At 63.9% G+C, this 17,077-nt stretch carries 18 protein-coding genes; 6 read left to right on the plus strand and 12 right to left on the minus strand.

Annotation, left to right across the window (positions count from 1 at the left end; translation table 11 throughout):
• Positions 1-68: 68 nt before the first annotated feature.
• From NAO55_RS05155 to folE, 5 genes are read right to left on the minus strand one after another with little or no spacing between them, the layout of a single operon-like run.
• Positions 69-596 carry a DUF3833 domain-containing protein gene (locus tag NAO55_RS05155; RefSeq protein ID WP_063543198.1) on the minus strand — a complete coding sequence of 176 codons (528 nt, stop codon included), beginning with the start codon at positions 594-596 and terminating at the stop codon, positions 69-71.
• Positions 593-1,831 carry an MFS transporter gene (locus NAO55_RS05160; RefSeq protein ID WP_102841205.1) on the minus strand — a complete coding sequence of 413 codons (1,239 nt, stop codon included), beginning with the start codon at positions 1,829-1,831 and terminating at the stop codon, positions 593-595. Before NAO55_RS05160 ends, NAO55_RS05155 begins: the two co-directional genes overlap by 4 nt.
• Positions 1,828-2,349: a chalcone isomerase family protein gene (locus NAO55_RS05165; RefSeq protein ID WP_102841204.1), complete on the minus strand. Its 522-nt coding sequence runs from the start codon at positions 2,347-2,349 to the stop codon at positions 1,828-1,830. Before NAO55_RS05165 ends, NAO55_RS05160 begins: the two co-directional genes overlap by 4 nt.
• 9 nt (positions 2,350-2,358) lie before the next feature.
• Entirely contained in the window at positions 2,359-2,730 is a 372-nt protein-coding gene (gene folX, locus NAO55_RS05170) for a dihydroneopterin triphosphate 2'-epimerase (protein WP_102841203.1), read from the minus strand.
• Positions 2,730-3,287 carry a GTP cyclohydrolase I FolE gene (gene folE, locus NAO55_RS05175; RefSeq protein WP_063543190.1) on the minus strand — a complete coding sequence of 186 codons (558 nt, stop codon included), beginning with the start codon at positions 3,285-3,287 and terminating at the stop codon, positions 2,730-2,732. Before folE ends, folX begins: the two co-directional genes overlap by 1 nt.
• A 315-nt stretch (positions 3,288-3,602) precedes the next feature.
• On the opposite strand from folE, the gene NAO55_RS05180 reads away from it, so the two are divergent.
• A complete protein-coding gene (locus NAO55_RS05180; RefSeq protein ID WP_063543673.1) occupies positions 3,603-3,812 on the plus strand; it encodes a hypothetical protein in 210 nt (69 codons plus the stop codon).
• Here the strand turns inward: NAO55_RS05180 and NAO55_RS05185 are convergent.
• Positions 3,809-4,255 carry a thiol-disulfide oxidoreductase DCC family protein gene (locus NAO55_RS05185; RefSeq protein WP_102841202.1) on the minus strand — a complete coding sequence of 149 codons (447 nt, stop codon included), beginning with the start codon at positions 4,253-4,255 and terminating at the stop codon, positions 3,809-3,811. The genes NAO55_RS05180 and NAO55_RS05185 overlap by 4 nt on opposite strands.
• A gap of 94 nt (positions 4,256-4,349) precedes the next feature.
• On the opposite strand from NAO55_RS05185, the gene NAO55_RS05190 reads away from it, so the two are divergent.
• From NAO55_RS05190 to nahK, 5 genes are all read left to right on the plus strand, one after another.
• A complete protein-coding gene (locus tag NAO55_RS05190; protein ID WP_102841201.1) occupies positions 4,350-5,297 on the plus strand; it encodes a MerR family transcriptional regulator in 948 nt (315 codons plus the stop codon).
• A 38-nt stretch (positions 5,298-5,335) separates the two neighbouring features.
• The gene (pqqF, locus tag NAO55_RS05195) at positions 5,336-7,870 is read left to right on the plus strand and encodes a pyrroloquinoline quinone biosynthesis protein PqqF (protein ID WP_102841200.1); all 2,535 of its coding nucleotides are present in this window, start codon (positions 5,336-5,338) and stop codon (positions 7,868-7,870) included.
• 250 nt (positions 7,871-8,120) lie between these two features.
• Entirely contained in the window at positions 8,121-9,308 is a 1,188-nt protein-coding gene (locus NAO55_RS05200; RefSeq protein WP_063543182.1) for a porin, read from the plus strand.
• 326 nt (positions 9,309-9,634) lie between these two features.
• Positions 9,635-10,798, plus strand: coding sequence for a nitric oxide-sensing protein NosP (gene nosP / locus NAO55_RS05205; protein WP_102841199.1), 1,164 nt, complete (start codon positions 9,635-9,637; stop codon positions 10,796-10,798).
• Complete coding sequence (gene nahK / locus NAO55_RS05210; RefSeq protein ID WP_102841198.1) at positions 10,728-13,367, plus strand: hybrid sensor histidine kinase/response regulator NahK/ErcS'; 2,640 nt, start codon at positions 10,728-10,730, stop codon at positions 13,365-13,367. Before nosP ends, nahK begins: the two co-directional genes overlap by 71 nt.
• 54 nt (positions 13,368-13,421) lie before the next feature.
• Here the strand turns inward: nahK and NAO55_RS05215 are convergent, their stop codons facing one another.
• From NAO55_RS05215 to tusD, 6 genes are all read right to left on the minus strand, one after another.
• A complete protein-coding gene (locus tag NAO55_RS05215) occupies positions 13,422-14,417 on the minus strand; it encodes a glutathione S-transferase family protein (RefSeq protein WP_102841197.1) in 996 nt (331 codons plus the stop codon).
• An 84-nt stretch (positions 14,418-14,501) separates the two neighbouring features.
• On the minus strand, positions 14,502-15,485 hold the full coding sequence (locus tag NAO55_RS05220) for a glycosyl transferase family protein (protein WP_102841196.1): 984 nt from the start codon (positions 15,483-15,485) through the stop codon (positions 14,502-14,504).
• Positions 15,482-15,814, minus strand: coding sequence for a TusE/DsrC/DsvC family sulfur relay protein (locus tag NAO55_RS05225; RefSeq protein ID WP_102841195.1), 333 nt, complete (start codon positions 15,812-15,814; stop codon positions 15,482-15,484). The genes NAO55_RS05220 and NAO55_RS05225 overlap by 4 nt, the downstream gene beginning before the upstream one ends.
• The gene (gene tusB / locus NAO55_RS05230; protein WP_102841194.1) at positions 15,811-16,113 is read right to left on the minus strand and encodes a sulfurtransferase complex subunit TusB; all 303 of its coding nucleotides are present in this window, start codon (positions 16,111-16,113) and stop codon (positions 15,811-15,813) included. Before tusB ends, NAO55_RS05225 begins: the two co-directional genes overlap by 4 nt.
• On the minus strand, positions 16,113-16,472 hold the full coding sequence (gene tusC, locus NAO55_RS05235; RefSeq protein WP_102841193.1) for a sulfurtransferase complex subunit TusC: 360 nt from the start codon (positions 16,470-16,472) through the stop codon (positions 16,113-16,115). The genes tusB and tusC overlap by 1 nt, the downstream gene beginning before the upstream one ends.
• Positions 16,472-16,864 (minus strand): sulfurtransferase complex subunit TusD, encoded by a 393-nt coding sequence (gene tusD / locus NAO55_RS05240; protein ID WP_053527085.1) that lies wholly within the window; start codon positions 16,862-16,864, stop codon positions 16,472-16,474. The genes tusC and tusD overlap by 1 nt, the downstream gene beginning before the upstream one ends.
• Between the last annotated feature and the right edge of the window lie 213 nt (positions 16,865-17,077).

Below are 17,077 nucleotides of genomic sequence, written 5' to 3' on the forward strand. Positions count from 1 at the left end.
ATCCTGAAGGGTCATGCGGCGCATTCTAGAACAACTTGACCCAATCAGTGCCCTGCCATGCGGCTCGTTCAATCACCGCGCTTGCGGAAAAACAGCGTGACCTGGCCCACCTCAACGCCGAACTTGCTCATGAACGAACGGTTGGCCAGCGTGTTTTCGTCGATCAGGTACATCCAGTCGTCCAGGTGTACGTCGTAAACCTTGCCATCCACCGGCAGGCTGAGTATGTAGCGCCAGCGCAGGGTATTGCCGGCCACTTCACCAACGGCTTCGCCGACGACGTCTGCGGCCGTGCCGCGCCAGTGTCCGGGGCGTTCCTCGGTCAGGGTCCAGACGCGTTGCTGGGTGGTGCCGTCGCTGTAGCGAAAGTGTTCGTCGAGGATCAGCTTGTCGCCATCGAGGCTGCCATCGATCTCGACATGAAAGCGCTTGACCACCTCGCCGGAGCGCTTCTGGAACATGCCCCAGGCATCCACCGTGCCGACGAAGTACCGGCGCAGATCCAGCTGCGGTTCCTCGTTGCGGTAGTGTTCGACGTCGACGGCGGTGCAGCTGAGCAACATCAGGCAGCAAGCCAGGATCAATAGCTTTTTCATGGTTGCGTTTCTCCGCAGGGCAGGGATGTGAGCAGCCGCGCCGCCAGCAGCTTCAGCAGGCAGGGCAGGCCGGCGTAGACCAGCGCAAGGTTCCAGCCGGCCGCAGTGCCCGGTTGGTAGTCGCTTAGCGCCAGCAATGGCAGAGCGAGACCGGCGAGTGCCAGCGCCAGCTTGGCGAGAAAGCTCCACAGGCCGAAGTAGGCAGCGGTCGAGTCGCGCTCATCGACCGGGATGATGTCGGCCAGCAGTGCCGGTGGCAGCGCCAGGTCCGCCCCGAGGGCGAGGCCGGAAAGGATGCATACCGCCCCGTAGGCCCACGCGGAACCGGGTTCCAGCAGCACCGCCCAGATAAACGCGGCGCAGGCGGTGAGCATGCCGATCCGCCAGCTGCGTCGTTTGCCGATGCGATCGGCCAGGCGGGTCCAGAGTGGAAGGCCAAGGGCGCCACTGACGAAGTAGAGCGCCAGGAAGAGTCCGGTCAAGCGAGCCAGTTGCAGGCGATCAGCAATGAAGAAAAGCGCCAGCGTGGCGGGAATTGCCACGGCGACCGCATTGATGAAATACACGCCCGCCAGCCGTCGAAAGGCCGGGTTGCGCAATGGCTGTCGCCAGTTGCCAGTATCGGCGCGTAAGGCTCGCTGCGGTCGAGGCGCGGCGAACAGCAGCGCCCCGGTGCCGATGTAAAGCAGTACGGCGAAGGTCACCGCGAACGCAGCGAGTCCGGTCGCCATGCCGTATCGATTCGCTATCGCGCTCGGCAGCACGCTGGCCAGCACCACGCCGAAAAGCCCGGCGCCTTCGCGCCAGGCGGCGACGCGGGTCCGAGTGTTGGGGTGATCGGATAGCCGCGCGCCCCAGGCCAGATAGGTGATGTTGACCAGGCTGTGCAAGGTGTAGGTGAGTGCCAGCAAACCACCCAGCCATGCGGCAAGCGCGAAGGTGCCAAGGCCGCCCGGTGGAATCAGCAGGGCCGCCATAGCCAGGCTCAGCAGCACGGCGGCAGCGGCGAGCAGGGCGGTCCAGCCGCGCGGCGAGCGGCGATCGATCAGGCGACCGAGCCAGGGGTCCTGCACGGTGTCCAGCAGCCGCGCTAGGAACAGCACGGCACCGGTCAACGTGAGCCCAAGCCCGAGGTCCGCTGCATAGAAATTCGGCACCAGCACGTAGATCGGCAGCATGGCCATTGCCAGCGGCAGGCCGAGTACGCCGTACGCTACCAGCGCCCTGTTCTTCACGGCTCACCCAGCAGGTTGCGCCGCAGTTTCTGGTCGCGGCTGCGTGGATCGAGCCAGATGGCGAAGAAGGCATCGGCGAACAGCGGATCCGCCACCTCGTGATGTAGGCGGTCGTTGACGTAGAACCGACAGCCCTGGCCGGGCAGGTAAACCCCGGTGATGCGTTCGCCCGGCGTGACGTCGACGAAGGCCTGCTGCATCTCGACACGCCACTGGCGAAGCTGCGTGGAGTCGAGCATTGTGCCGGCCAGCCTCTGGATTTCTTCCAGACTGGTACGGACGAAGTCGTCACGGCTGATGGCGCGGTGATAGGTCAGTTCCAGGGCGAAGGGCGTTTGCGGTCGCAGCGGGCTCGTGGCGCTCCACAGTCGTGCATCGTAGATGCGAAAACCGAAGAAGCGCAGCTGGCCTTCGCCCACCAGCCGGGCGTCGGGCAGCACCTCGCGCCAGCTGGCTGACGCGACGGCGGGCAGCAGCCACAGCGTGCAGAGCAGGGCGATCAGCGGTCGGCGGCTCATGGCACGGACTCAGCGGCTTCCCGCCAGGGTTATCGATACCGAGTCGGCGAAGCGCAGCGCATGGGGCTTGTCGACTTCCACCTCGGCATAGCACACCGCTGGGTGCGCCATCACCAGGTCGAGGATTTCCTGGGTCATGCGCTCAAGCAGGGCGAAACGGTTCTGCTCGACATGACGAATGATCGATTTGGTGATGGTGCGGTAGTTGAGCGCCTGCTCGATGTCGTTTTCACGCACCGCCTCCACGGCGCCGTAGAGAATCGTCAGATTGATCAGCACATCCTGTCGGTTGAGGATCTCGTCCTCGTTGATGCCGATGTATGTACGCAGGCGCAGGTCCTTTACGCGAATGCGCGCCATACCGGGTTCCAGGCGCGGCATCACTGGCCCCGCCCGATCAGCTGGAGGAATTCCATGCGTGTGTTGCAGGAGCTGCGGAAGGCGCCGAGCATCACCGAGGTGTTCATCACCGAGTTCTGCTTCTCGACGCCGCGCATCATCATGCACATGTGCTTGGCCTCGATGACCACCGCGACGCCAGCCGCGCCGGTGACTTCCTGGATGGCCTCGGCGATCTGGCGGGTCAGGTTTTCCTGGATCTGCAGGCGGCGGGCGAACATGTCGACGATCCGCGCGACTTTCGACAACCCGAGTACGCGGCCGGTAGGGATGTAGGCCACGTGCGCCTTGCCGATGAAAGGCAGGATGTGGTGTTCACACAGCGAGTAGAGCTCGATGTCCTTGACGATCACCATCTCGTCATTGTCCGAGGCGAACAGCGCGCCGTTGACGATTTCCTCAAGGCTGCGCTGGTAACCACCACACAGGTATTGCATAGCCTTGGCCGCGCGCAGCGGGGTATCGCGCAGGCCTTCACGCTCAGGGTTCTCGCCGAGGCCGGACAGTATTTCGCGGTAGTGACCAGATAGATCGTTCATGACGAATTCCTTTGTGAAATGCGCTTGCCTTGGTGGGCACGCTTGGAAGCGAAGCGCTGGTGCCGATAAAGCTATACGAAGATATATTCTTGTACAACTAAATGTATAGGAATACGTTGCGCTTCAACGAGCATAAGCCTATGGGCGGGCATCCCAGCGCTGCCTGCACCGACCTGCGTTGTGCAAAGCGGGAAATCTGTAAAGGAATCGACGGTGAAGAAGCTATCCAGATTCGGATTGCGTTTGGCGCTGCTCAGGGGAAAAGTCGCACGAGTCGAGCTGCATGGCTTGCGCTGATGCGGATACAGCGCCTGGGTGATCGACCGACAGGGCCAGCGACGGCAGTTTGCCGAAGGTGAACGTAGCGTCTGGCCTGATCAGGGCAGCCTGAAGCGGGTTTTGCGCGGCGTGGGTGTGCGTGAAGTCTATTGGCGTCAGGTGGTCAGCCATGACGAGATGATCGGCCGCCCCGGTTGCAGTGAGCCCGAGGCAGGTCTGCCGGTGCCGTTGCGTGCAGAAGGCTAGTCCGGCTTGTCGGCTCGCCCCGGCATCTCATGCGGTTTGTCGGCAAGATCGCATTGCGTGCCGCAGCGGCTGGCACCGTCGGGGTGCGGCAGCCAGTCCAGGTGCGGTCTCGCCAGGCTGAACAGCCAGTAGGCCAGCAGTAGCAATGGGCGCAGTGGCCGCCAACCGAGCGGGGCGGCCCAGACGCCATGCCCGGCCAGCCGCCAGCTCCAGTAGGTCGCGTCGACGCCGGTCAGCCACTGGCCGCTGGCGCTGCATGCATGCAGGCGCCGCTGTAGCTCGCTCAGCTCGCGCCCGAGGTCGTCCGGGTTGAAGTCCGGTGCACTGATATCCACCAGCAGGAGCTTCGCGGGGTCTGCCTGACGCTCCAGCCAGCGCACCTCGCGCGCGCAGAGCGGGCAGCTGCGATCAACGAAGAGCGTCAGCGGCAAATCGGGCGACATTTCATCGCATCTCACGTTTGTACAACGTTTGTAGAGGGTATGTCGGGAAACGCTGAGTTACAATCGCTGCACTCTTTTCGAACGAGCCGCCCTCATGACCGATTCTTCCGGCGCTTCGACCCTCGCTGGCAATGCCTTCAATCAGCAGGACCTGTTCCCCATACGCGAGGTTTCGCGGCTGACCGGTGTCAATCCGGTCACGTTGCGTGCTTGGGAACGTCGCTATGGCCTGATCCGGCCTACCCGCACCGATAGTGGCCATCGTCTCTACTCGATGGCCGACGTGGAGGCGGTGCGCAGCATCCTCGCCTGGACCGAGCGAGGCGTGGCGGTCAGCAAGGTCGGTAGCATCCTCGCCCGCAGTGCGGCTGGGCGTGATGCCGACGAGCCGGTCGTCGCGGCGAACAACGAGTGGGGCGAGTGGCAGGAGCAGCTGCGCGAGGCGGTAAGCAGCTTCGATGAGACTCGTCTGGAGCAGCTCTACGGTCAGATTTTCTCCACCTATCCGCCGACGGTGGTGTTTCAGGATGTGCTGCTGCCTATCTGGCAGGAGCTGCTTTTGCGACAGGACGAGTTCGGCCGCACCAGCGAGTGGCTGTTTCTCGATGCGTTCCTGCGGGCCCGCGTACTGCAACGCTTGCAACTCTCACGTATTCACTCTGCCGAGCGCGTCCTGCTCGCAGCCATGCCGGGGCAGGGCCGCGAGCTGGAGCTGCTGGTCACCGGGTTGATGCTGAGTGGCGACAGCCTGGCTGTCAGCGTGTTGCCCATCGGCCAGCCCCTCGAGGAACTGGCGCTGGTCTGCGACAAGATGAAACCGCAGGCACTGGTGCTGTTTTCCAACGTTCCCCATCGCGAAGCGCAGTTGCGTCAGCTCAACAAGCTGTCGCTCGGCATCGATTGTCCGCTGGCGTTGGCTGGCGAGGCGGCGGAGCTGGCCCGTGAAGCCCTGACCGGATCACCGATAGCCTGCCTGGGCAACTCCGGCAAGCTGATGCAACGGCGGCTACGGCAGTTCCTTGCCGGCCAGCTGGATACCTGATCGATACGAGCGCATTCCGCGCTCGCCGGAGGCGAACCATGACTGCGAGCGGCCTGCCGACCTCCTCACCTCCCGAGCGAGTGACGCTGCCCGGCGGGTTGCAGCTGGGATTCATCGCACTACCAACCGGCAGCCAGGCCGCCGCGCTGGTGCGTGTGCACGCCGGCTCGCATGACGCGCCCGAACAGTACCCGGGACTGGCGCACTTTCTCGAGCACCTGCTATTTCTCGGCAGTGAAGCCTACCCGCAGGATCGGAGCCTGATGCCTTTCGTGCAGGGCTGTGGCGGGCAGCTGAATGCGTCGACGCGCGAGCGGCACACGGATTATTTCTTCCAGGTCCCGGCTGATGCGTTTGGCGAGGCGCTCAAGCGATTGCTCGAAATGCTGGCCCGTCCGCTGCTCGACCCGGCGGCGCAATTACGTGAGCGGGAAGTCCTGCAGGCGGAGTTCCTCGCGCGCGGCCGCGACCGGGAAACCCTCAGCGATGCCGCAATCGGTACCGCGCTGGAATCGCACCCGTTCAGCGCTTTTCACGCCGGCAATCGCGAAACCCTGCCCGTGGAAGAGCCGGCTTTCCAGCAGGCACTGCGCGACTACCATCGACGCTTCTATCATGCGGGGCAGATGGAGCTGCTGGTCGCGGCGCCGTGCAGCATCGAGGTCTTGCAGGCCTATCTCGACTGCAGCGAATGCCGGCTGCCCGCTGCGCCGCCGGTCCGGCGAACGGTCCCTCCACTGCCCGCCGGTTGCGGTGCCTCGCTGAGGCTGATGGTCACCAACGCTCGTCCTTGCCTGATTCTGGCGTTCTCGCTGGACCAGATGCCGGATGCAACCTGCGTCGCGCTGGATCTCCTTGGCACCTGGCTGACATCACAGGCGCCCGATAGCCTGCTGGCCACGCTGCGCGAGACAGGCTGGTGCGAAACGGCGACGTTGCGCGTGCCTTACTGGCATGAAAATCAGGGCGTGATCAGCCTGGAGTTGCAGCTGACCGGCCAAGGCATGGCCGCCCGTGCGCAGATCGTCGCGGCGGTCCGCGAATGGCTGTGCTTCATGACCGAGCAGGCTGACTGGGGCAGGCTCTGGGATGACTTCGTGCGTATCCGCGAACGAGGCCTGCTGGGCAAGGAGCCCTTGGCGCGCCTGCGCTACTGGATCGATCCCGCTGCCTGGCGACCATCGATCGAGAGCGCTGGCGTGCAGCGCGCATTCGTGGCTCTGGGCTCACGGTTGCAGAGCCAGCCGCCAATCGTGCTGACAGTTACCGACGGGGCCGATGGGCAACAGATTGACTGTTCCGCTGCACATGGCGGCTTCACCCTGGCGTTGGGGCACGAGCCGCTGCCGGAGATGGAGCCGCGCACCTGGCCCTGGCGCCTCCCCGCGGCCAATCGCTGGCTGACGGAGCGACCGACGCCACGCGTGGCATCGGTATTGCCGCCGAGCTTGTGCTGGCTGGAACCTGCCGCTGATTCAGGGGGGCAGGCTGCGCTTTACCTTCGCTGGCGCTTTGCCCCGCACGCTCCTGGCGAGTGTCTTTGGCACATAGTGCGGTCGGCGTTGCGGCCCTACCTTGCGGCTGCGACGCAGGCGGGGGTGGAGGTGCGCTTCGAAGACTTTGGCGGCAGCTGGTGTCTGGCGCTGTTCGGCTATGCCGAAGCGCTGCCACTCGTGCTGCAAGACCTGCTTCCGCTACTGCGGGCGCCTTCGCCGGATGCCGTGCGCGAAGGTCTACGCCTGTTCGATGAGGCCCGGTCGCCTTCCGCCGACGAGCTCCTGATTCGCCAACTGATGCGGCGTCTGCCACTGCTGCTGGAGCGGACTGCAGACGAAAGTGGGGTAGCCGAAGGCGAGGCCGATCTTGCTGACGCCTGGCGGCATGCGCACTGGGATGCGTTGGTCATGGGGCTTCCCGCAACACTGAGTGGGCCGCTGCAGGATGTTCTGCAAGCGCTGCCAGGCGTGCCCGAGGTCGCTGTTGTGGGTGCGCTAGGAGACACTTCCGCGCGCTACCTCTGGTCTCGCTTCGGCGACCCTGGCGAGGAAACCGCGCTGGTGCTGTTCTGTCCGTTGCCGACACGCTCAATCGCCATCGAGGCCGGCTGGCGGCAGCTGGCCCTGCTGATGGAAGGGGCGTTCTTTCGCCGCCTGCGCAGTGAATTGCAGCTGGGCTACGCGGTGTTCTCCGGCTTCCGTCAGTTCGGTGAGCACGCCGGTATCGTTTTCGCCGTGCAATCGCCGACGGCTTCGGCTGCGGAAATTCTGCGGCACATCGAGGAGTTTCTCTGCTCCTTCGATTACGCCCTGGGCTCTGCGGAGGCAGACGCGCTCGCGGCAGGCGGTGACTCGGCAGGCGGTTCGACCCAGAATTTGCGTCGCCGCGCCGAGGATAACTGGCAAGCCCAACTGACCGGGTTGGGGCCGGAGCATCCGGCTGCTGTCGCCGCCGCGATGAAGACGCAGGAGCTCCGGGATATCGCCGCACAGCTGCAGGCGCTGCGCAGTGCCGCAGGCGGTTGGCGAGTCATCGCCAACACCGATGCGCCGGATGCGCGCTGGCTACAGCGCTGATATCAGCTCGTCTCTCTTTTCGTCGATCCAGTTCATCGCCACTGCATGGCAGTCGGTATCCGGCACTGCTTTGGGTGTAAGACCCATGGTTCGTTCGGTGGGTGTGGGGGAGGGCATGCTTTGCGCGCAAGACCAGGACCGCGGCGAAAGTACTAGCCTTTCGCCGCTATCGCAGCGTATGTCCACCCATGAGGCCTTTCGATAATCGCTCCCGACACGACTGCGAGTCGTCAATACAGCGGAGAGCGCCATGCACAACAACAAGAAAGCCGTATCAACCCTGCTGCCACTGGCCCTGGCCAGTGCTGTTGCCATGACCGTGAGCCAGTCGGCCATGGCTGAGATCGTGCTCTATGACGAGAACGACACTACCTTCTCCACCGATGGTTACTTCAACACCTTCTACGTCCACAGCGACGTGGAACGGGACGGCGAGCAGTTCGATCGCAAGCAGTCGCGGGTGAAGATGGGCTTCCTGCCCAACTGGATCGGCTTCAACTTCGGCAAGCAGGTCGGCGACCTCAAGCTGGGTGGTCGCTCTTCGTTCTGGGTGACCATCAACGACAGCGAAAGCAACGGCACCGAAACCGGTATCGACGTTCGTCAGTTCTACGCTACCGCCGGCAACGAGCAGTGGGGTGAAGTGCTGTTCGGTAAGGACTTCGGTCTGTTCGGGCGCTCCAATATCCTGCTCGACGAGATGCTCAGCGGCTATGGTCAGGTCAGTGACACGCTGGGCCTGGTCGATGGCGGTGGCGTCTCCTTCGGCAACATCGGTACCGGCTACCCGTACCCGTTCCCGACCTCGCAGATCACCTACCGCTCGCCAAAGATGAACGGTCTGCGCATCGCTGCGGGCATCATGGATCCGGTAGATACCACCGACGACACCAGCACCGCGTTGGATAAGGCCTACCAGGAAGCCCCGCGCTTTGAAACCGAGGTGACTTACGAGTTCGAACTGGGTGGTACCCAGTTCTACACCTGGATCAACGGCATGCAGCAGAGTTCGGACAATACCGACAGCAGCATCGAGAAAGTTGACTCCAAAGGCTTGGGCTATGGCGTACAGGCGAAGATGGGCAACCTGTCGCTGACCGCCTCCGGCTTCCAGGCTGAGGGCATCAACCCGTTCTTCACCAACAATGCTGGCGAGGCGCTGCTGCGTGAAGTGGATAGCGACGGCTACCTGCTGCAAGGCTCCTACCGCTTCGGCAAGAACCGCCTGGCATTGTCCTACGGTCAGACCAAGGACGATGGCAACGGTCTGGGCAGTGAAGCAGATTACGAAACCCGCGGCATCGCGCTGTTCCACAGCATCAACGACAACCTGACCCTGGTCGCCGAGCTGAACCAGTTCGAGATCGAAGGCAAGGACACCCCGACGCTGGACGAGGAAACTCGCACCTTCGCAGTGGGTGCGGCGCTGAGCTTCTAAGCCGAGTACAGGGCGCGGATGGCAGCCGAACCGTAGGTCGCGTCATCCGTTGCGATGCAGTGGTAGGTACGTTGATCGTCCCCACGCCCTCGATGCAGAGATAACCGCTGCATCCTGAAAGGCTGGCCCCCGCGAGGGGGTCAGCCTTTTTCGCTATCTGAAAGGGCTCAGATGAGCACTGTCGACAGCGGAACTGTTGCTAGCCCGCGTTGTTTCGTCGCGATGCTACCTAGGCAGGCCTTTACCGGTACTCAAGTAGCATTTTCGGGCCATATGCCCTGGCCAAGAATGGGGTCATCCGATTCAGGTGGTGCGGGGTATCGTGCGTGACCGAACAACAAGGCGAAGTTATCCGCACCGCGATGTCCGAGGCCCGGCTGCCCGAGACGGTGGCCCAGGACCTGGCGCGCCAGCTGATGCATCCGCATCTGGGCTTCGTGCTGTTCTTTTGTTCGGCAGAATACGATCTTCCGGCGCTGGGCGATGCGCTGCGCCAGTACTTCGGCGGTGTGCGTCTGGTCGGTTGCACCTCGGCGGGGGAGATCACCTCGCAAGGCTACGGTCGCAGCTGCGTGACCGCGGTCGGCTTCGACCATCGAAGCTTTTCCATCGCCTGCGAGCTGATCGACGAGATGGATCGCTTCAGCCTGATCGAGGCACAGCAATTGGTCGAACGCCTGGGTAGCGACTGCCGCAGCAACTCGCTGGCGCCGATCAAGGACCACAGCTTTGCGCTGACGCTGCTCGACGGGCTGTCCAGCCGTGAGGAGATCGTGTTGTCTGCGCTCAGCGCCGCGTTCGGCAGCATTCCGCATTTCGGCGGTTCGGCTGGCGACGACAATCACCTCAGCGATACCTATGTCTATTACGACGGCCGGTTCTACAGCGGTGCGGCGATCGTAGTGCTGATCAACACCTGGCTGGATTTCGAGGTGTTCACCACCCATCACATCCTGCCACTCGAAGACAAACTGGTCGTGACCCGCGCCGACAGCAACAGCAGGCGGGTCTACGAGCTGAACGCCGAGCCGGCCGCCGAGGAATACGCCCGGCTGATCGGTGTGCCGGTCAGCGATCTCGATCACCGTCTGTTCGCCGCCCATCCCCTGGCGGTGAGGATCAACGAGCACTACTACGTGCGCTCGATTCAGAAGGTCAACGAGGACATGAGCCTGACCTTCTATTGCGCCGTGGAGAACGGCATCGTGCTGACCGCCATGGAGCCGGGGCCGCTGATGCCGAACCTGGAAGCGTTATTCGAGCGACTGGAACAGCGCCTCGGCCCACCGCTGCTCACGATCGGCTGTGATTGCTTCCTTCGCCGCCTGGAAATCGAGGCCAACGATACCAGCGAACAGACCTCGGCTTTTCTCCGACGCCAGCAGGTGATCGGCTTCAACACCTACGGAGAGCAGTTCAATGGCATGCATATCAACCAGACCTTCACCGGCGTCGCCATTGGCCGACCGGGAGGCCGGGCAGGTCGCTGAGCTGCTGGCGCGCCAGGCCGAACTCGAGCGCGAGAACCTCAAGCTCAAACGCATCAACGCTGCGCTGATCGAGCGCGTCGAATCCAGCGGTGCCGGCCGCGATGCCTCCTACGCGGCCTTCCAGCACTCGGTGGAACTGGCCGAGCAGGTGCGCGAGCGCACCGATGCCTTGAATCAGGCGATGGCCGAACTCAAGGGCAGCAACCAGCTGCTCAGCGATGCGCGGTTGCGCGCGGAAACCGCGCACCAGCACCTGGTCGATGCCATCGAGAGCATTTCCGATGCGTTCGTGTTGTTCGACCGCGACCAGCGCATCGTCCTGTTCAACCGCCGCTTCAAGTCGCTATGGACGCGCACGCGCGCGCGCATCAACGCCGGTACGCGGCTGGCAGAGGTGCGGCGGCTGGCGGAAAGCACCGGGCTGATCGTCGAGGAGCATCGCGGCAAGGGCGATGAGCCCACGGTGTACCGCCTGAACAACGGGCGCTGGGTGCAGGTCAGCGAGCGCCCGACCCGCGAAGGCGGCCTGGTGATTCTCTACACCGACATCACCGAGGTGAAGGTCAGCGAAACCATGCGCCGCGAGCAGGCGCTGGCGCAGAAGTCGCGTCTGCTGCAGCGTGCGGTGGACAACCTGTCCCAGGGCGTGGCGATGGTCAGCGCCGAGGGTGCACTGGAGCTGTGGAACCGGCGCTTCCTCGAGCTCTGCGGGCTGGCGCCGATCGAGGCACATAGGCCGTTCGAAGAGGTCATGGCCGACAGCGAGCTGACCCTGCTCACACCCAACAGCCGTGACGCCCGCGGCCGGCCGATTCGCGAGCTGGAACAGCGCCTGTTCGACGGCCGCGTGCTGGAAATTCGTACCCACGCGCTGCCCACCGGCGGCTTCGTCAATACCTTCACCGACATCACCGAGCGCTACCGCCATGCCGAGGCTCTGCGCGAGAGCGAGCGCTGGATTCGCCTGATCACCGACCATGTGCCGGCGTTGATCGCCTATGTGTCGGCCGACCTCACCTACGAGTTCACCAACAAGGTCTATGAGGAATGGTACCGCTGGCCCAGCGACGGCATGCTCGGCCAGTCGCTGCGCGAGGTGCACAGCGGCGAGCACTGGCGGCAACTGGAGCCCTACATCGATCGCGCATTGTCGGGCGAGAGCGTCAGCTTCGAGATGGCCGAGCGCAACCATGCCGGCCAGCAGCGCTACATGCTGCGCTCCTATGTACCGAACCGGCAGGCCAATGGCGAGGTGGCCGGCATCTTCGTGCTGATTCAGGACATTACCGATCGCCGGCGCACCGCCGAGGCGTTGCACCAGGCCTATCAGAATCTCGAACAGCGAGTGCGTGAGCGCACCGCCGAGCTCACCAGCCTCAACGACCAGCTGCTGCGCGAGATCGACGAGCGCAGCCACGTCGAGGCGCGGTTGCGCGAAGCCAAGCGCGAGGCGGAAGTGGCCAACCTGTCCAAGACCAAATTCCTTGCCGCGGTCAGCCACGACCTGCTGCAGCCGCTCAATGCTGCGCGGCTGTTCACCAGCGCCTTGCTGGAACAGCCGGGCACGTCCAGCGGCGGGCTGATCCGCAACATCAGCAATTCACTGGAGGACGTGGAGAACCTGCTCGGCACATTGGTCGATATTTCCAAGCTGGATGCCGGGGTAATCAAACCGGATATCGCCCCGTTCGCTGTCAGTGAGCTGCTGGAAAACCTGGCCATGGAGTTTCGCCAGATCGCCGGGGCCGAGCAGCTGCAGCTGGACTTCATTCCTTGTTCGGCGCTGGTACGCAGCGATATCCAGCTGTTGGCGCGCATCCTGCGTAATCTGCTGACCAACGCGATTCGCTACACGCCCAATGGACGCGTGCTACTGGGCTGTCGCCGGCACCGGCAGAGCCTGTCCATCGAGGTCTGGGATACCGGCGTCGGCATCGCCTCGGACAAGCTCGAGGAAATCTTTCAGGAGTTCAAGCGCGGCGAGGGTGTGCGACCGAATCAGGATCGCGGCCTCGGTCTGGGTCTGGCCATCGTCGACAAGATCGCCCGCATGCTCGGCCATCGCATCCGGGTCAGTTCGCATCCGGGGCGAGGCTCGTGCTTCGCCATCGACGTACCGCTGGCCAAGCGCGCACCCAAGGCGAGGCCGGAGCCGAGCACCACAGAACTGGTGCTGCAGCGGCTGCAGGGCGCTCGGGTGTGGGTGCTGGACAACGACACGGCGATCTGTGCGGGTATGCGCACGCTGCTGGAAGGCTGGGGCTGCAAGGTGATCACGGCGCTGTCCGAGGAAGACCTGGCGCGGCAGGTGGATAACTTCCATGCCGAGGCCGATCTGATGATCGCCGATTACCACCTGGACAACGGCCACACCGGCATTGACGTGGTGGCCACCGTCAATGCGCGGCGCGCCAGCCCGCTCCCGGCCTTGATGATTACCGCCAACTACAGCAACGAGCTCAAGCAGCAGGTCCGCGAGCTCGGCCATATGCTGATGCACAAGCCGGTGCGGCCGATGAAACTGAAGACCGCCATGTGCCATATGCTCGAGCACGGTACGGCAAGCTAGGACAGGGGTGATCAGCGCAGTGTTGCGCCCCTGATCAGCGGCAAAGGATTGGCCTTAGCGCGACCATATCCCGCGTCCCGGTAGCCGCTCGCGATCGTGTGGGCGATCCAGGCCGAGCAGTGGCCCTTGCGGGACGATGCCGTTGGCGTTGATCTGCCGGTGGCTGGCGTAGTAGTGGTTCTTGATGTGGGTGAAATCCACGGTCTCGGCAATCCCCGGCCACTGGTACAGCTCGCGTAGCCAGTTCGACAGGTTCGGATAATCCTCGATACGGCGCAGATTGCACTTGAAGTGGCCGTGATACACCGCATCGAAGCGGATGATGGTGGTGAACAGGCGCCAGTCGGCTTCGGCCAAGTACTCCCCGGTCAAATAGCGCTGCTTGTCCAGGCGTCGCTCCAGCCAGTCGAGCTCGCGGAACAGGTCGTCGAAGGCTTCCTCGTAGGCGTCCTGAGTGGTGGCGAAACCAGCGCGGTAGACACCGTTGTTGATCGCCGGATAGATCCGCGCATTCAGTGCATCGATTTCGCCATGCAGTGCCTCCGGGTAGAAATCCAGCGTAGAGCCGGTCAGCTCGTCGAACGCGTCATTGAAGATGCGGATGATCTCGGCCGACTCGTTGTTGACGATGCACTGGCGCTCACGATCCCACAGAACGGGAACGGTGACTCGACCCGAATACTTCGGATCGTCACGGCTGTAGCGCTGATGCAGGTAGTCGAGGTCGTCCAACGCGTCGCCGCTGGAGCCGGTGGACTTGTCGAAGGTCCAGCCGTGCTCGGCCATCAGCCAGCTGACCACCGAGACATCGATCAGCGGCTCGAGACCCTTGAGCTTGCGGTAGATCAGCGTGCGGTGCGCCCACGGACAGGCGAGTGAAACATAGAGATGGTAGCGACCTGCCTCGGCCTTGAAGCCACCCTGGCCGTCGGGCCCGGGCGCGCCGTCGGGGGTGACCCAGTGCCGGCGCTTGGCCTGTTCGCGTTCGAATTTGCCGTCGCGGCTTGCGTACCAGCGGTCGTGCCACTGGCCATCGATCAGTAGTCCCATGGTGCCCTCCTGTTACGGAATAGGAGGCCAGTCTAGGAAGCATCGTTCGATCGATGTGACCGAATGGCGGGTTAATCCTATCGCTTAAATCGATGAATGGCGGCTGTGCCAGTAACCACGCGCCTGCTCGAAAGCTGCGTCCCGTGTCGCGCCAAGGCCTCGCAGAGCCAGGGCCATGGTGGCGATCACGGCGAGTTCGCCATAGGCATCTTCTTCGCGACCTTCCCACACGGCCAGCAGATGCCGAGCGTCCAGCTGGTCCGGTTTCACATGGCGGCGCTCGGACAATGCCGGCCATTCTTCATCCCAGGGCAGCCCGCCAGTGGTGCCGTAGAGGTGGGAGATATTGTCCGGATTCATCTCGACCTCACCGCCTTCGCCCTTGATGACGATGGCGTGGTCGCCGAGCAATGTGCTGGCCTGGCGGTGTGTGTCCTGATAGCCGGGGTGGAAGATGCTCTGCAGGCCGCAGCGTGCGCCGAGCGGGTTGAGCAGGCGCGCCAGCGAGTGGATTGGCGAGCGCAGGCCGAGCAGGTTGCGCATGTCGATCATGCGCTGCAGCACCGGCATCCAGGCACCCAGCGGAATGAACGCGAGATTGCTCTGGTCCAGTGCAGCGCTGACCTGTTGCCAGTTCTCGCAGCCACGGATGCCCAGCAGCTCAAGCTGCTGTTCGCTATAGATGCGCCCGGCGGTGTGGGCGCCACCGCCGTGCATGAGGATGCGCACGCCGTTGGCTGCCAGGCACTTGGCTGCCAAGAGATACCAGGGCAGGTGGCGCTTCTTGCCGGCGTAGCTTGGCCAGTCGAGGTCGACGGCCATCGTCGGTGCCTGCACCCGTTCGCGTACCGCTTCGGTGAAGCCGGCCAGCTCGTCGGCGCTTTCTTCCTTGTGCCGCAGCAACATGAGGAAAGCACCGAGCTGGGCCTCCTCGACCTTGCCGTCGAGCAGCATGCCCATGGCTTCGCGGGCTTCTTCACGCGTCAGGTCGCGGGCGCCACGCTTGCCTTTGCCAAGGATGCGCACATATACGGCGAATGGGTGTTCGGCTGGAGTTTCGAGGTTCATAGGCAATTGCTCGGTTTCGGCAGTCCCGCCAGCTTGGCGGCCAGCTTGGCGGGGGTACCCTTGAACAGACGGTTGAGGTGCAGGCTGTTGCCTTTCTCCGCACCGAGTTTCAGCGCGGCGTACTTGATAAGCGGTCGTGTGGCCGGGGAGAGCTGGAACTCGGCATAGAAGGCGCGCAGCAGGTGAATGATTTCCCAATGCTCGGCTTCGAGGGCCAGTTCCTCCCGGGCCGCCAGGGCCTCGGCCACGGCTTCGTTCCAGTCGCTCAGATCGACCAGAAAACCATCCTTGTCCAGCGCGATCTCGCGCCCTTCGACGATCAGGCTCATAACCAGCTGTTGACCCGCGGATAGCGACAGGTCAGTTCGACGAAGCCGGGATAGTCCAGCAGCTGGACGCGCTGCGGCAGGACGGCGATCGCGCGGGCCTGAACGTCCTCTTCCAGAGCGAACAGCGCGACCTGCTCGGGCAGCTGCTCCAGCGCCTGGCACGGTTGGCTGCCAGGCTGTAGCGCATAGGTGGCGTCACCGGTCAGCAGCAGGGCGTCGGCATCGTCCAGCAGCGGCAGGCAGCTGGCGAAGCGGCTGTCGCTGAACGGCGAATGAGAAAGCAGGTGCAGAGTAGCCATCAGATCGTGATCACATGGTCGTAGCGGTTGATCAGGGTGCGCAGGCCGGCATCGTCGAGGATATCGACCGGCAGTGCCAGCGCCGATTCGGCGAGGTTGCGCTCGCTGAGGCTGCGTCGTGCGGCGAACAGGGCATCGATACCGAACAGTGGCAGTGCCTGCAGATTCGCAGTCAGATCCTTCTGCTCGACGGATGCCGCCAGCTGCGCGGGGGCGAGCTGGAATACGCCGTCGTCGAGGAACAGCATTCCCAGCGGCAGCTCGAAGGCGCCGCCGGCCAGCACGATGTCCAGCGCCTCGCGGGCGGATGGGCCGGACCAGGGCGCCTGGCGGCTGATGATGAGCAGGGAGCGCGTCATCAGTGACCTCCGAAGCAGATGAGACGATCGGCTTGCTGCGCCGCCTCGTGCAGTTGGCCCAGTCCGGACAGCTCCCAGCCGGCTGCAAGGTTTGCCGCGGGTCGCTGATAACGCTGCGCCTCGCCGGCATCCAGCACGCCGCGCCGCAAACCCGCGGCGATGCAGACCACGCCGTCCAGCTGGTTAGCGCTGACGAAACGACTCCATTCGGCCGCCACGTCCAGCTCATCCTGGGCCGCGACGATGTTCGCCGAGGCGCTGTGCACGCCGTCCTGATAGAAGAACAGGCGGCTGATCTCGTGGCCGCCAGACAGCGCGGCTTCGGCGAAGCGCAGCGCGCGACGCGCGGCCGGCGAGTGGGGCGGGGCGAACAGGGCGATTACGAATTTCATCGGGGCACCATTGCGAAACAGCCGACATGATACGCCAGCCAAGCGGATGAAGAATCCGTCGGCGCCCATTCCGGCGCTCGTCGGGGGAAAAGGCACGCCAGATTGCCGAGCAACGTTGTTGGTCCGAGAGCGGCCGGCCGGGCCAGCATTGCTCGGGTCTTCGCCACTCCGGTAGATTGGCCGGCTTTCTGCCCGTACCGGGCCTGGCTGTCT

The organism is Stutzerimonas frequens (genome assembly GCF_024448335.1).
Lineage (GTDB): Bacteria > Pseudomonadota > Gammaproteobacteria > Pseudomonadales > Pseudomonadaceae > Stutzerimonas > Stutzerimonas frequens.

Bases quoted from the DNA above. Each gene is read 5' to 3' on its own strand.
- NAO55_RS05155 (WP_063543198.1), bottom strand. From the start codon at position 596: ATGAAAAAGCTATTGATCCTGGCTTGCTGCCTGATGTTGCTCAGCTGC.
- NAO55_RS05165 (WP_102841204.1), bottom strand. From the start codon at position 2,349: ATGAGCCGCCGACCGCTGATCGCCCTGCTCTGCACGCTGTGGCTGCTG.
- folX (WP_102841203.1), bottom strand. From the start codon at position 2,730: ATGCCGCGCCTGGAACCCGGTATGGCGCGCATTCGCGTAAAGGACCTG.
- folE (WP_063543190.1), bottom strand. From the start codon at position 3,287: ATGAACGATCTATCTGGTCACTACCGCGAAATACTGTCCGGCCTCGGC.
- NAO55_RS05185 (WP_102841202.1), bottom strand. From the start codon at position 4,255: ATGTCGCCCGATTTGCCGCTGACGCTCTTCGTTGATCGCAGCTGCCCG.
- NAO55_RS05190 (WP_102841201.1), top strand. From the start codon at position 4,350: ATGACCGATTCTTCCGGCGCTTCGACCCTCGCTGGCAATGCCTTCAAT.
- pqqF (WP_102841200.1), top strand. From the start codon at position 5,336: ATGACTGCGAGCGGCCTGCCGACCTCCTCACCTCCCGAGCGAGTGACG.
- NAO55_RS05200 (WP_063543182.1), top strand. From the start codon at position 8,121: ATGCACAACAACAAGAAAGCCGTATCAACCCTGCTGCCACTGGCCCTG.
- nahK (WP_102841198.1), top strand. From the start codon at position 10,728: ATGGCATGCATATCAACCAGACCTTCACCGGCGTCGCCATTGGCCGAC.
- NAO55_RS05215 (WP_102841197.1), bottom strand. From the start codon at position 14,417: ATGGGACTACTGATCGATGGCCAGTGGCACGACCGCTGGTACGCAAGC.
- NAO55_RS05220 (WP_102841196.1), bottom strand. From the start codon at position 15,485: ATGAACCTCGAAACTCCAGCCGAACACCCATTCGCCGTATATGTGCGC.
- NAO55_RS05225 (WP_102841195.1), bottom strand. From the start codon at position 15,814: ATGAGCCTGATCGTCGAAGGGCGCGAGATCGCGCTGGACAAGGATGGT.
- tusB (WP_102841194.1), bottom strand. From the start codon at position 16,113: ATGGCTACTCTGCACCTGCTTTCTCATTCGCCGTTCAGCGACAGCCGC.
- tusC (WP_102841193.1), bottom strand. From the start codon at position 16,472: ATGACGCGCTCCCTGCTCATCATCAGCCGCCAGGCGCCCTGGTCCGGC.
- tusD (WP_053527085.1), bottom strand. From the start codon at position 16,864: ATGAAATTCGTAATCGCCCTGTTCGCCCCGCCCCACTCGCCGGCCGCG.